The 13,795-nt window shown below is 56.6% G+C and carries 13 protein-coding genes; 8 read left to right on the plus strand and 5 right to left on the minus strand.

Annotation, left to right across the window (positions count from 1 at the left end):
• Positions 1–2 precede the first annotated feature (2 nt).
• The 6 genes from ACR0L9_RS07825 to grxD all read left to right on the plus strand — a co-directional run bounded on the left by ACR0L9_RS07825 (position 3) and on the right by grxD (position 6,835).
• Complete coding sequence (locus tag ACR0L9_RS07825) at positions 3–911, plus strand: LysR family transcriptional regulator (RefSeq protein ID WP_170393176.1); 909 nt, start codon at positions 3–5, stop codon at positions 909–911.
• A 270-nt stretch (positions 912–1,181) separates the two neighbouring features.
• Positions 1,182–3,428 (plus strand): mechanosensitive ion channel family protein, encoded by a 2,247-nt coding sequence (locus tag ACR0L9_RS07830; protein WP_170393177.1) that lies wholly within the window; start codon positions 1,182–1,184, stop codon positions 3,426–3,428.
• 189 nt (positions 3,429–3,617) lie between these two features.
• Entirely contained in the window at positions 3,618–5,777 is a 2,160-nt protein-coding gene (gene purL / locus ACR0L9_RS07835) for a phosphoribosylformylglycinamidine synthase subunit PurL (protein WP_170393178.1), read from the plus strand.
• A gap of 138 nt (positions 5,778–5,915) precedes the next feature.
• On the plus strand, positions 5,916–6,152 hold the full coding sequence (locus ACR0L9_RS07840; protein WP_170393179.1) for a BolA/IbaG family iron-sulfur metabolism protein: 237 nt from the start codon (positions 5,916–5,918) through the stop codon (positions 6,150–6,152).
• 43 nt (positions 6,153–6,195) lie between these two features.
• On the plus strand, positions 6,196–6,486 hold the full coding sequence (locus ACR0L9_RS07845) for a hypothetical protein (RefSeq protein ID WP_170393180.1): 291 nt from the start codon (positions 6,196–6,198) through the stop codon (positions 6,484–6,486).
• Positions 6,473–6,835: a Grx4 family monothiol glutaredoxin gene (grxD, locus tag ACR0L9_RS07850; protein WP_170393181.1), complete on the plus strand. Its 363-nt coding sequence runs from the start codon at positions 6,473–6,475 to the stop codon at positions 6,833–6,835. Before ACR0L9_RS07845 ends, grxD begins: the two co-directional genes overlap by 14 nt.
• A gap of 1 nt (position 6,836) precedes the next feature.
• On the opposite strand, the gene ACR0L9_RS07855 is transcribed toward grxD, so the two are convergent.
• The 3 genes from ACR0L9_RS07855 to ACR0L9_RS07865 are packed head-to-tail and all read right to left on the minus strand — an operon-like array spanning position 6,837 to position 8,412.
• Complete coding sequence (locus tag ACR0L9_RS07855) at positions 6,837–7,187, minus strand: MliC family protein (protein ID WP_170393182.1); 351 nt, start codon at positions 7,185–7,187, stop codon at positions 6,837–6,839.
• Positions 7,187–7,579, minus strand: coding sequence for a cell division protein ZapA (locus ACR0L9_RS07860; protein ID WP_170393183.1), 393 nt, complete (start codon positions 7,577–7,579; stop codon positions 7,187–7,189). The genes ACR0L9_RS07855 and ACR0L9_RS07860 overlap by 1 nt, the downstream gene beginning before the upstream one ends.
• Complete coding sequence (locus ACR0L9_RS07865; protein WP_480895362.1) at positions 7,579–8,412, minus strand: hypothetical protein; 834 nt, start codon at positions 8,410–8,412, stop codon at positions 7,579–7,581. Before ACR0L9_RS07865 ends, ACR0L9_RS07860 begins: the two co-directional genes overlap by 1 nt.
• 234 nt (positions 8,413–8,646) lie before the next feature.
• On the opposite strand from ACR0L9_RS07865, the gene tkt reads away from it, so the two are divergent.
• Positions 8,647–10,668 (plus strand): transketolase, encoded by a 2,022-nt coding sequence (gene tkt / locus ACR0L9_RS07870; protein ID WP_170635671.1) that lies wholly within the window; start codon positions 8,647–8,649, stop codon positions 10,666–10,668.
• A gap of 50 nt (positions 10,669–10,718) precedes the next feature.
• Here tkt and ACR0L9_RS07875 read toward each other — a convergent pair whose 3' ends face one another.
• Together ACR0L9_RS07875 and ACR0L9_RS07880 are read right to left on the minus strand one after the other, a co-directional pair.
• Positions 10,719–11,519 carry a thioesterase family protein gene (locus ACR0L9_RS07875; RefSeq protein WP_480895363.1) on the minus strand — a complete coding sequence of 267 codons (801 nt, stop codon included), beginning with the start codon at positions 11,517–11,519 and terminating at the stop codon, positions 10,719–10,721.
• Between the two features lie 87 nt (positions 11,520–11,606).
• Positions 11,607–12,578, minus strand: coding sequence for a DUF808 domain-containing protein (locus ACR0L9_RS07880; RefSeq protein ID WP_480569586.1), 972 nt, complete (start codon positions 12,576–12,578; stop codon positions 11,607–11,609).
• 182 nt (positions 12,579–12,760) lie between these two features.
• Here ACR0L9_RS07880 and gap point away from each other — a divergent pair, with 182 nt between their 5' ends.
• Positions 12,761–13,762 (plus strand): type I glyceraldehyde-3-phosphate dehydrogenase, encoded by a 1,002-nt coding sequence (gene gap / locus ACR0L9_RS07885; RefSeq protein ID WP_480895365.1) that lies wholly within the window; start codon positions 12,761–12,763, stop codon positions 13,760–13,762.
• Positions 13,763–13,795: the final 33 nt, after the last annotated feature.

Here is a 13,795-nt window from a genome sequence, read left to right on the forward strand (position 1 = left end):
CGATGGATTGGGACAAGCTCAGAATATTTCACGCGGTTGCAGACGCTGGCAGCCTCACACACGCGGGAGACAAGCTCAATTTATCTCAATCCGCGGTGAGCCGTCAGATCCGCGCGCTTGAAGAATCACTCGATGCAACCTTGTTCCACCGTCATGCACGCGGCCTGATTCTGACAGAACAAGGCGAATTGCTGTTCGATGCCACGACGGCCATGCTGAAACGTCTGGATGCCGCTGCGGCGCGTATCCGGGATAGTGAAGATGAGGTCTTTGGCGTACTGAGGGTGACCACCACCTTCGGGTTCGGCACGCTGTGGCTCGCACCGCGCCTACCGAAGCTCTATGAACAGTATCCTGACCTCAATATCGACCTCATGCTTGAAGAGCGGGTATTGGATCTGCCAATGCGTGAAGCCGATGTGGCCATCCGCATGAAAGAGCCCAGCCAGGCCGATCTCGTGCGCAAACGTCTGATGACTGTGCAGATGCTGCTCTATGCAACGCGCAGCTATTTGGATGCTCATGGTGGGGCGCCTGAAACGCTGGAAGACATTTCCAAGCACCGATTGATCTGCCAAACGCCCGCAGCCCCTCAGGTTGGGGCAAGCGCGTCGATGGTTCGTCACCTTATGACATACAATCCCGGCTCGTTGCTGACCGTGAACAACTATTTCGGCGTTCTTCAGGGCGTGCTGCATGATCTGGGTATCGGAGTACTTCCTGATTATGTGACTGAGGACTTCCCGGATCTGGTCCCCGTCATGTCAGACATCGAAAGTGCTGATGTTCCGGTTTACCTCGCCTACCCCGAAGAATTGCGTCATTCCAAACGGATAGCGGCATTTCGGGACTTTGTGCAGGATGAGATAATCGCCCATCGCAAACAGCTGAGGCAATTGGGCAAGCTATAGCCATGCACTCAGAGCATAGCGGGCATGACGCCGGGGTCTGCTAATAGACCTTGATCGTTAATAAACTGATCCCTAAATGAGCACATGAAGGCGGTGATGCTGAAACGCTCATCATCTTCATACCTCCCTGTTGGACTACGGCCGAGCTTAGTGCTCGGCCTTTTTTTTTGCGCCAGGCTGATGCAATTCAGTGGAAAGCACTGGGAAAATCCAATTCGTAGGCCTATGATCCCGAAAAAACACCTAAATTTCGTGTTCGAGGGCTAATTCATGTTCCACTCATTCCGCCTATTGTTGGCGATGATTTCAGTCTTGTTCCTGGCCGTGCCACTTCATGCACAAGACACAAGCACAACCGCTACAGTTGAAATTCCCGAAGATTTGACGCCAGAACAGGTTGATGATCTGGTTGCGCGCATGTCTGACGACCAAGTACGGGCAATCCTTCTGGAACGCCTTGACGCTGTTGCCGAAAAGCAAGCGGCAGAAAAGGAAGGTCAGGAAGACCCGCTGACCGAGCTCAATGAGATCTGGGCAGAAATGGTCGCATCCTGGACACATGTTCTGACCACAGTTCCCAATATCATCAGTGCGCAAATCACTGCATTTAGCAATTTCTCTGACAAATTGGGGGGCGCTGGTGTTCTGACGCTAATGGGGCTGGTGCTCTCGGTCCTGATAGTCGGCTTCATTGCTGAGAAGCTATTTATTTTCCTGACCCGCCGCTGGCATGAGGCAACCGAGCCCTCGGGTGACGCTGATCTCAGAGGCGCTGTGAACTACCTGTTCCGCCGATTTTGCCGCGAAATTGCAGGGCTTATCGTATTCTACGTCGTCATTCGGGCGATTGGCCGAGGATTGCTGAGCCCCGAGCAGATCATCTATGCAGCCCCATTTGTATTCTACCTAATCTGGGTGCCGCGTCTGGGGGCAGCAGTCTCGCGCTTTGTTCTTGCGCCGCAAAAGCCACAATTCCGATTGGTAAACATTGACGACCACTGGGCAAAATACCTGCATCGCAACCTGATCGGTCTGCTGATCCTGATCGGCTTTACCTTGTTCGTACTAAGGTTCAACGCGCTCAACGGGGTAACCGGCGATCAGACGCGCATCGGTTTTTGGCTGAACGCAGCAATCCACGTCTATATCGGCATAATCGCCTGGACTGCGCGCGAAGGTTTGTCACAGATGATGCTGGGCACCGACCCGGACCACACCAAGTTCGACGAAGAAGTCGCGCGGTATTACCCGTATTTTGCAATCGGCGTTTCGGTTGTGATTTGGCTGCTGGTCGAATTCCTGGTGGCACAACGCAACCCGGCGCTGATCCGCGTGCTGTCCGGTGGAGCGCATTTCACAACCATGTTCTGGCTGTTGATTGCACCTGCACTTGATACATTAATACGTGGTTTGGTGCGTCACCTGCAGCCGCCAATGTCGGGCGAAGGGCCATTAGCAGAACGCGCCTACCGATCGGCCAAGCGCAGCTATATTCGCATCGGTCGGGTGATTGCTGGCCTCTTCGTCGTCTTCATGATTTCCCGTGTTTGGCAGCTTGATCTGCGCCATGTTGCGTCCGCAGGTATCGGTGCCGAAGTTGGCGGCGCAATCATCGAGTTCCTGCTGATCATCGCTGTCGGCTACATCCTGAACGAGATCGTCTCGCTGTGGATTAACCGTCGTCTGGCCAAGGAACAGACAGCGGCCGAGGAGCTGGATGAAGAAGCCGGCGGAGAAGGTGGCGGCGCGGGTGGTTCGCGTCTGGCGACCGTCCTGCCCTTGTTGCGGATTACCGCACAAGTCACCATCTCGGTGATCTTCGGCCTACTGGCCCTGAGCGCTTTGGGCATCAACATCACGCCGCTGCTGGCTGGTGCTGGTGTTTTGGGTCTGGCCATCGGCTTTGGTGCGCAGAAACTGGTGGCCGATATCGTTGGCGGCATCTTCTTCCTGATCGATGACGCCTTCCGCGTCGGCGAATATGTCGATGTCGGCGGGACCATGGGAACGGTCGAGAAAATTTCGATCCGCTCAATGCAGCTTCGCCACCATCGTGGTCCGGTGCACACTATACCTTATGGCGAGATTCAAAAGCTCACCAACTTCAGCCGTGACTGGGTGATCATGAAGTTGAAATTTACTGTGCCGTTCGACACCGACCCCAACAAGGTCAAGAAGATCTTCAAGAAGATCGGTGCCGAGATGATGCAGGACGAGGTTCACAAAGATGGCTTCCTGCAGCCCTTCAAATCTCAGGGTGTGTTCGACTTCGACGATGTCGGTATGATCATCCGAGGCAAGTTCATGGCCAAGCCCGGCAAGCAATTCACACTGCGTAAGGAGATCTTTAACCGTGTGAAGGCCGAATTCAACGCAAATGGTATCGACTTCGCCCGCCGCGAGGTGCGCGTCGCCATCCCGGGGTTGGATGAGGCTGAGAACATAACTGAAGAACAAAAAGCTGCCGCCGGCGCAGCCGCCGCAGATGCGGTCAACAAAGGGCAAAACCCCGCCTGACACTTGGGCTTCGACACGTTTCAGCCGCTGGCTGAACCAAATCAGCACGCCTCTGAAATCGGAACCGGTCTTATGGCCGGTTCCGTTTTTTATTGCCCGATGTCCCCTGTGCGGGTTTGGCCCTTTCCTCAAGCGGCCCATTGCCCTAAAAGGCCCGCAATCTCGGCCCACTTGGACACAGGACAGAAGATGCAAGAGCCCGCCATCACACCCGATCTGATTGCCGCACATGGGCTCAAGCCCGAGGAATACGACATGATCCTTGAGATCATCGGGCGTGAGCCGACCTTTACCGAGCTTGGCATCTTTTCAGCGATGTGGAACGAGCATTGTTCTTATAAGTCATCCAAGAAATGGTTGCGCACCCTTCCGACCTCTGGCCCTCAGGTTATCTGCGGCCCAGGCGAGAATGCGGGTGTCGTCGATATCGGCGACGGTCAGGCCGTGGTGTTCAAGATGGAAAGCCACAACCACCCCTCGTATATCGAACCCTATCAGGGCGCGGCGACCGGTGTGGGCGGCATCCTGCGGGATGTCTTCACCATGGGCGCACGGCCCATCGCCTCGATGAACGCTTTATCCTTTGGCGAACCCGGCCACCACAAGACGCGCCAGTTGGTGAATGGTGTGGTCGAGGGGATTGGCGGCTACGGCAACTGCTTCGGCGTGCCTTGCGTGGGTGGCGAAGTTCGGTTCCACCCGGCCTATAACGGCAACTGCCTTGTGAACGCGTTTGCCGCCGGCTTGGCTGACAGTGACAAGATTTTCTACTCGGCCGCTTCGGGCGTTGGGATGCCCGTCGTCTATCTGGGCGCAAAAACCGGTCGTGACGGTGTGGGCGGAGCAACCATGGCATCGGCCGAATTCGATGACACCATCGAAGAAAAACGCCCCACCGTTCAGGTCGGCGACCCCTTCACCGAAAAGCGCCTGATGGAAGCAACGCTGGAACTGATGCAGACCGGTGCCGTGATCTCGATCCAAGACATGGGCGCAGCGGGCTTGACCTGCTCGGCTGTAGAGATGGGCGACAAAGGTGGTCTGGGCGTGCGTTTGGACCTCGAGAATGTCCCGCAGCGCGAAGAGAACATGACAGCCTATGAAATGATGCTGTCGGAATCTCAGGAACGGATGCTGATGGTCCTCAAACCTGAGCTTGAGGCTGAGGCCCGCGCCGTGTTCGAAAAATGGGACCTCGATTTTGCCATCGTAGGCGAAACCATTGCCGAAGACCGTTTCCTGATCATGCACAATGGTGAGATCAAAGCCGATCTGGTCCTGTCTAAACTGTCCTCGACCGCGCCTGAATACGACCGCCCGTGGGAACCGACCCCTGAGTCCGCGCCACTGGAAGACGTACCACAGATCGATCCGATCGACGGTCTGCGCGCCCTGCTCTCTTCACCCAATTACGCAGGCAAACAATGGGTCTATGAGCAATACGACACCATGGTCATGGCGGATTCAACTCGCACGCCGGGTCTGGGCGCTGGCATGGTCCGCGTACATGGCACCGACAAGGTGCTAGCCTTTACCAGCGACGTAACCCCGCGCTATGTCCGTGCAAACCCGGTGGAAGGCGGCAAACAAGCGGTGGCCGAGGCCTATCGCAACCTGACCGCCGTGGGGGCCAAACCACTTGCCACCACAGACAACCTGAACTTCGGGAACCCCGAAAAGCCCGAGATCATGGGTCAGTTCGTCGGCGCGATCCAAGGTATCGGTGCCGCCGTTGGTGCGCTGGATATGCCCATCGTGTCGGGCAACGTCTCTCTTTATAACGAGACAGACGGTCAGGCGATCCTGCCAACCCCCACCATCGGCGCGGTTGGTCTTCTTGCTCATAGCGACGAGATCATCGGAAACGAGGTTCGGGATGGCCATGTTGCGCTGGTCATCGGCGAAACCAACGGCCATATGGGTCAGTCCGCCCTGCTGGCCGAGGTATTCAACCGCGAGGACGGAGACGCGCCGCATGTTGATCTGGCTGCAGAGGCGCGCAACGGGGAATTCATCCGTGCCAATCGCGAGATGATCAAAGCATGTACCGATCTTAGCGATGGCGGCCTTGCACTGGCTGCGTTTGAACTTGCTGAAGCTGCAGGCGTTGGCGTTTGCCTGGATGATGCATCATCCGAGTTCCTATTCGGCGAAGACCAGGCCCGTTATCTTGTGGCATGCAACTTCGATCAAGCCGAGGCGCTGATGATCGCTGCCGGTCAGGCCGGTGTCCCGCTGGTCTCGGTTGGTCGATTTACCGGTGACAGCGTGAAGATCGGCAATTCCGAAGCTCCTTTGGCAGAACTGACCGAGACCTTCCGCCAGAGCTTTGCCGCCGCGGTCGCCTGATAAATCGTCTCTTCCGAATTCCAGAATTCCCGCGTCTTCCATAGGCGCGGGATTCGCGTATCTGAAAAATGCTCGACATCTTGCACGCCCGCTCCCATCACTCTACATCTTGGGAAAGACCTACAGGAGTGAACCTACATGCCGATGAGCGCCCACGAGATTGAAACCCTGCTGCGCGAAAGCTTTCCCAATGCGGAAATTCAGGTTGGTGGCAGCGATGGCGTGCACATGTCCGCCATGGTCGTGGACGAAAGCTTTCGCGGCAAAAACCGCGTTCAGCAACAGCGTGCGGTTTACGCTGCGCTGAAAGGCAAGATGGATGGATCTGATGGGGAATTGCACGCGCTGGCGTTGACGACGAAGGTACCTGAATGACACAGAACTACTTTCAAAAAAGCGCCTAAGTGGCTTTGAAAAGATGAGTGGCTGGCCCTTCTGGATATCTCTTCTTGGTGCATTGATAGTTGTCGCCGCCCTCATCGAAGCCTATGTCAAACGCAACAGAAAACGAAAACTGTCGGATATGCGCCCTGACCCCGATACGCTTAGCAAGGTTGGGGGAATTGAACGATACGGGCTTGATCCGGTGACGCTTGCACAAGCAGAACACCGGCGGCTTGAAGAAGAAGGATGGGCACCTGAACTGCCCGATAACCGAACGACCGCCGCGCAAGCGGATGAAAAGGAAAAGCAAGATGAGCGACGTTAAGACCCAGATCGACGAAACCGTCAAAGCCAACGATGTGGTGCTTTACATGAAAGGCACCAAAGAGATGCCGCAGTGCGGGTTCTCATCCCGGGTGGCCGGTGTTCTGAATTACATGGGTGTCGAATACACCGATGTGAACGTTCTGGCTGACGAAGCTGTGCGCCAGGGCATCAAGGACTACTCCGACTGGCCAACCGTGCCTCAGCTTTATGTCAAAGGCGAGTTTGTCGGCGGTTGCGACATTATCACTGAAATGACGCTGTCGGGCGAGCTAGACACACTGTTCGATGAAAACAGTGTGGGCTACAACAAAGACGCTGCGGACAAAATCCGCGAAGCAAACGCGTAAGCTATCGGCTGCTACAGTCCTTGAACAATACGAGTTCCGGGGCTGTGTCGCCTTCGGCCTGATGGCTGATCGTGGCATCCCACCCCTTGGAGCGCAGGGTGTATGTCCCTGCCCCTCCGACGGATTCATACCGGATGCCCGAACCGCTTGGAACCTGTTTCATGGGGATCAACTGATCATCGATCATCATCGCAGCCGCCCCATCGCCATTTGAGGCGTTAAAGTAGGACACCGGCACTTGCGTGTTGTTTTCACAGATAAACGTCACGGACAGAATGTCGATATCGGCCTTTGCCATCGTGCCAGTCAGCGAGACGACGGCCGCGCAAAAGGCCATTCGGGCGATCGGCATTAGGCCGTCCTTTCTTCAATGACTGCCGCCAGGGCTTCGGCGCGCGCCGCCATTTCAGCCAGCGTATCCGTGACAGATGGCGGCACTACCGCGACCTCGATCCGTTCAGGTTCCGGCTGCGGTTGGCTGCGGAGCCGCTTCAATTCGGTCTCCAATTCAACCAGCTTGGCCTCGGCCAGTTTCATGCGATCTTCATGCGCGGCTGCCTTGTCTGCCAACATGAGTCCCGCCATCAGCAGCATCCGCGATTCCGGCATACGTCCGATCTGGTCCGACAAAACCTGAGCCTCATCATCCAGCAGTCTGGCTGCCGCTTGCAGAAACGGTTCTTCACCGTCCTGGCACGAGACATCAAAGCCGCGGCCACCGATATGAATGGTTACTTCGGGCATTATTCCACCTCTCCCTCGGCCAGATTGGCATGACTTAGCAATGGCTCAAGCCGAGCCAGGACCGCATGCGCTTCGGCTGCGTCCGACGCGCGCGCGGCACGTATGGCTTCTAATTCGGCTGTCGTGGCCCGGTTCAGCATGTCAGCATCCGTGACACCGTCCTCTGCGGCGGCGCGTAATTCATCGACAGCGCTTCGGAGCTGATCGTTTGCATTGCGAAGCCGTTGCAAATCATCATCCAACCGGGACATCGCGGCCCCATGGCTAGCCCGTTCCGCGCGCAGCATCTCAAGCTCGGCATTGAGTTCGGTTAACCGCTCGCTATCGACCAGTTCAGCCCGCAGACGCGCCAATTCGGCCTCCATCTCTTCCGCGCGATCCGCGATTGGGGTCAGTTTCTCGACCTGCGCGCGCAACGTATTGGCCTCTTTTGCGGCGCCCTGATGTGAGCGCAGAGTCTCAATCTCTGCCTTCAAGCCCTCGACTTCGTCCGTGTTTTCAAGCGCAGCCTTGGCATCCGCCAACTCGGCCCGCGCAGCCTCAACCGTGGCGAGCTGAGAAGTCGCCTCGGCCAATTGCGCACGCAGCGCATCCACTTCCGAACTCGGTGCCGGTTGCGCACGCAGCGCGTCAATCTCTTGCGCGTGCCTCTCTTTGATCGTTTTCAGCCGTTCCTCAAGCTGGGCATTGGCCACCCGCTCTTCTTCAAGCGCCGTTCGCAGCGACGTATCATCACCGGCTGCGGATCCAGCATCGTGCAAGGCCTCGACACCATTACCGATCCGCTCCATCGCGGAGATAATGCGGCGTTGTAGTTCTTCGATCTGACTCATGCCTGTGTCACCTCTTTATCAAGGTTCGTTCTGATATTCGCCTACCCGAATCAAAAGCGGCGGCGCTCAGCCCTAGTCTAACGGAATGCGACAGAAAATACCCACTGTTTGGTTTCAACCACTTGCACACCGCTCTTGAAGCGCCAATTCGGTGTGCCACGCGGTTCTGCTTGCACTTTGACAATCGGATGGTATTCAGCGCCCATCTGCCCGTAAACCAAAGGAACTACGCCCGTGGACCTGACTGCGCTGCGCAATGCCAACCCCGAACACTGGGACAAGGCTGCGGCCATCCGCACCCTGACCCTCGACGCTGTCGCCGCCGCCAATTCCGGCCATTCCGGTATGCCGATGGGCATGGCCGATGTTGCGACCGTATTGTTCGAAAAGCACCTCAAATTCGACGCCGCTGCCCCGAACTGGCCGGACCGCGATCGGTTCATCCTATCGGCGGGTCACGGTTCGATGCTGGTCTATTCGCTGCTGTATCTCACCGGTCATGGCGATGTTACGCTGGAAGAGATCAAGAACTTCCGTCAATTGGGCGCCAAAACTGCCGGGCACCCCGAGAACTTCCTGATCGATGGTGTCGAAACCACTACCGGACCTTTGGGTCAGGGCATTTCGAATGCCGTTGGCTTTGCGATGGCCGAGGAAATTCAGCGTGCGCATTATGGCAAGAAGATCGTTGATCACTATACCTACGTGATTGCGGGCGACGGCTGCCTGATGGAAGGCGTCAGCCAAGAGGCGATCACTTTGGCCGGTCGCCACGAGCTGAGCAAGCTGATCGTCTTCTGGGATAACAACAACATCACCATCGACGGCACAGTCGACATCGCCGACCGCACCGATCAGGTGCGCCGTTTTGCGGCCTCGGGCTGGCATGTGCTTGAGATTGACGGCCACGACCCCAAGGCCATCGATGCGGCCATCGTGCAGGCGAAGAAGTCGAACAAACCGACGATGATTGCTTGTGAAAGTCACATTGCACTGGGTCACGCGGCGCAGGACACTTCAAAAGGCCATGGCGCTCTGACCGATCAGGATCAGTTGAACGCCGCCAAAGAAGCATATGACTGGCCGCATGATGCGTTCGTCATCCCTGCTGAGGTCAAAGCCGCTTGGGAGGCCATTGGTGCACGTGGCAAAGCCGAGCGCGCAGCGTGGGAGGAGCGTTTTGCGCAAGTCTCCGAACGTAAACAAGCCGAATTCAACCGCGCCTATGCGTTTGAGGCGCCAAAGAAGCTGGCCGGCGCCATCCGGTCGTTCAAGAAACAGATGTCGGAAGACCAGCCAAAGCTGGCCACACGCGCCTCTTCAGAGAAGGTGTTGAATGTCGTTAACCCGATCATGCCCGAAACCATTGGCGGCTCGGCTGACCTGACTGGATCAAACAACACCAAATCGGCTGATATGGGCGTGTTCCTTCCGGAAAACCGCAAGGGTCGGTATATCCATTACGGCATTCGTGAACACGGTATGGCCGCTGCTATGAACGGTATGGCGCTGCATGGTGGCATTCGCCCGTATGGCGGTACGTTCATGGCCTTCACCGACTATGCGCGGCCCTCGATGCGTTTGGCTGCACTTATGAAGATCCCGACGGTGTTTGTGATGACCCACGACTCGATTGGTCTGGGCGAAGACGGTCCGACGCACCAACCGGTGGAACATCTGGCGATCTCACGCGCGACGCCGAACACTTATGTGTTCCGCCCAGCCGATACGATTGAGACCGCCGAAGCCTGGGAATTGGCGCTGACCTTCAAGGACAGCCCCTCGGTTTTGTCGCTGACCCGTCAAGGCGTGCCAACTGTTCGGACCCAGCACAAAGCCAAAAACCTGACCGCGCAAGGCGCTTATGTATTGGCTGACGCAGAAAACAAGCGTCAGGCGATTCTGATTGCCACAGGTTCCGAGGTTTCGCTGGCGATGGAAGCTAAAGCAATACTTGAGGCCGAAGGCATCGGCACTCGGGTCGTTTCCATGCCCTGTATGGAGCTGTTTGCCGAACAAGACGAAGCCTACCGCAAGCGCGTATTGCCTGCGGGAGCCGTCCGCGTCGGTATCGAGGCTGCGGTTCGCGCCGGAGGCTGGGACCGTTGGCTTCTGGGCGAGCGTGGTCGCGAGGCCAAAGCCGGGTTCATCGGCATGTCCAGCTTTGGTGCGTCGGCACCCGCCGGAGAGCTCTACAAGCATTTTGGCATCACGACCGAGGCAACAGTCGCCAAGGTCAAAGAACTGCTGGGTTGAACCTACCCAAATTAGTCAGAAGGCCTCGGTTAAAACCGGGGCCTTTTTTGTTAGACGAAAATTATTACTGACTGCATACCATCGACAATTAGATCACCATCGGTGTTCCACATCCGCATGACCTGAGAGCTGTAGCCGTCATGTCCAGCTGTCAATTGATGTTCCATCAACCACCATCCATCGCGAGTATGAATATCTTCGGATAGCACGTTGAAAATCCAGTTCATTGATGAGTTGTTTCCCGGCTTCTTCAATGTCGGGAATATGGCCGGTGGCAACAGGTCCGCAATTGCGATCAACCCTTCGATCCTATCGCGCATATCGGCATCATTATGGCGCGCCCAAACCTTCACATAGCCACGCTCTGCACCAGCAAATGGCCGCGCCCCGTCGATCAACCGAACGTCGAAGTTCTCAAGAAATGCGATGGGAAGTTTTGGCAAATCTGGCGGGAAATAGTGTTCGGTGATCTCTGGCTGTATCTCTGCCTTAGCCGGATGTTCGAACGCCACATGGCTGTCCTGTGCCTTGCCAAACGTAAATGTCCCAAGTGCGGCTGTATTCCCCTCAATCCTTGCTCGTGTATTGATCGTCGTGACATTCCGCCCATTGCGAAGCACCTCGGTTTCGATCAGCGGAGGTGAACCGATGGGCGCGGTAAAATTGATCAGGGCCGAGCGTAATGGCGGCAGAACAGCGACCGCATTTCTTGCAGCAGCCAGCAGCAAGGCAGACGAGAAGCCGCCATATGTTGTGCGGCCTTGCATCCAGTTTGGCGGCACCGGAAACTGCAGCATCCCGTTCAACCGATCTGAACTGGCAAGGACTTGGGAAAGGCTGAGTTTAGTCATCGATCTCACACCGGATATGCTTCGATTGGAACTTACCCCGCTCTTACCGTTGTGCCAGATGAAACCTCACGTCACATGATCCTGATTTCAGTGTTTATTCGCAGATCCCGAAATCGCGCTGATCGCGGGGGACAGCAGCTTGGTTGCCACCGGTATCAGCGCCAGCCCATAGGCCAGACCGAATACACCATCCATCGTCGCCTTCGCGATCCACTTTACCGCGCCTGCCCATTGTTCAGACACAGCATGACTCGCAGCATTTGCCCAGTCGTAAATGTGATGGCCCAGCCAGCCAAAGCCCAGGACCTCCATACCGTGGATCATGATCGACCCGCCGACCCACAGCATCGCAGCAGTACCAACGATAGACAGAACTTTCATAACAACGGGCATCGCTTTGACTAGGCCCCTTCCCGTTCCACGCCCTATCGGCGTCGGAGCGTTTTGCGCCAGGAACAGCCCGACATCATCCATTTTCACGATCAGAGCGACCGAGCCATAAACGGCGACGGTGACCCCAACGCCCACCACGGCCAGCGTCGCGGCTTGCATCCACACATTCGGCGCTTCAATGGCCGCCAAAGCGATGGTCATGATTTCAGCAGAAAGAATAAAGTCAGTCTTGATCGCACCCTTCACCTTCTTTTCTTCCAGATGGCCAGGATCAGGATTTTTCATATCTTCGTCTATCGCATGGCTCCCATGTGGAAACAGGACGTGAAAAATCTTCTCGGCCCCCTCGAAACACAGATATGAACCACCGAGCATAAGCAGCGGTGTGATCAACCAAGGCGCAAAATTGGCTAGTAGCAATGCCACTGGCAACAACAGAATGATCTTGTTGAAAATCGATCCGCGCGCGATGCGCCAGATGATCGGCAGTTCCCGCGCTGGGGCAAAACCCTGAACGTATTTGGGCGTCACGGCCGCATCGTCAATGATCACACCCGCAGTCTTGGCCCCAGCCTTGCCGGCAGCGGCCACCACATCGTCCACCGAAGCCGCCGCGACCTTTGCAATGCCCGCCACGTCGTCCAACAGGGCCAACAGACCACTCATCGCGCTTCCTTTCCATTCATCTGTTCGATCGGACCCTACCTGATCCAACGGCTAGCGCAAGCGTTAGCGCAATCGGCGCAGGTTTGCGCTAACACCTTAAAAATATGCCATTTTTGCCCTTTTGAGATTCAATATTCGCGGCTATATGGCCTGCAACGTAAGCGCATTTTTGGAGACGTCGGATGACCATCAAGGTCGGTATCAATGGTTTTGGCCGCATCGGCCGCTGTACTCTGTCGCACATCGCCGCATCGGCGCGCAACGACATCGAAGTGATCAAGGTCAACGCCACCGGCCCGCTGGAAACCTCCGCGCACCTGTTGAAATACGACAGCATCCATGGACGTTTCCCACGCGACGTCTCGGTCGAAGGCAACACCATGGATCTGGGTCGCGGCCCGATGGAGATGTTCTCGACCTACGATATGAACGAGCTGGACTGGGAAGGCTGCGATGTCGTTCTGGAATGCACCGGTAAATTCAACGACGGCCTGAAGGCTAAAACCCATCTTGAGCGCGGCGCAGGCAAGGTTCTGCTATCGGCCCCTGGCAAGAATGTCGACAAGACCATCGTATTTGGTGTGAACCACAGCAGCCTGACTGCAAACGACAACATGGTGTCGAACGGTTCTTGCACCACCAACTGCCTTGCTCCGCTTGCCAAAGTTCTGGACGAAGGTATCGGCATCGAGCATGGCATCATGACCACGATTCACGCCTATACCGGCGACCAACCGACGCTGGACCGTCGCCACAGCGATCTGTATCGCGCCCGCGCTGCCGCCATGTCGATGATCCCGACTTCGACCGGGGCTGCAGCCGCGCTGGGTGAGGTTCTGCCGAATCTCAAAGGGCGTCTGGACGGCTCGGCGATCCGCGTGCCCACTCCAAACGTCTCGGCCGTTGATCTATCATTCCGCGCCTCGCGCGACGTCACTGTCGAAGAGGTCAACGCCATCGTCGAAGAGGCAGCGAAAGGCCCGATGCAGCGCGTTCTAGGGTATGAGCCCGCGCCGCTGGTTTCGACCGATTTCAACCACACCGAAGAAAGCTCGATCTTTGCGCCGGATCAGACCCGAGTTGTCGACAACCGAATGGTGCGCGTATTGGCATGGTATGACAACGAATGGGGATTCTCGGTGCGTATGGCGGATGTCGCCGTGGCGATGGGCCGCCTTAACTGACCCTTCGCACATCGCTTGTACCTTTATGCCCGC

The organism is Ruegeria sp. I3 (assembly GCF_056532525.1).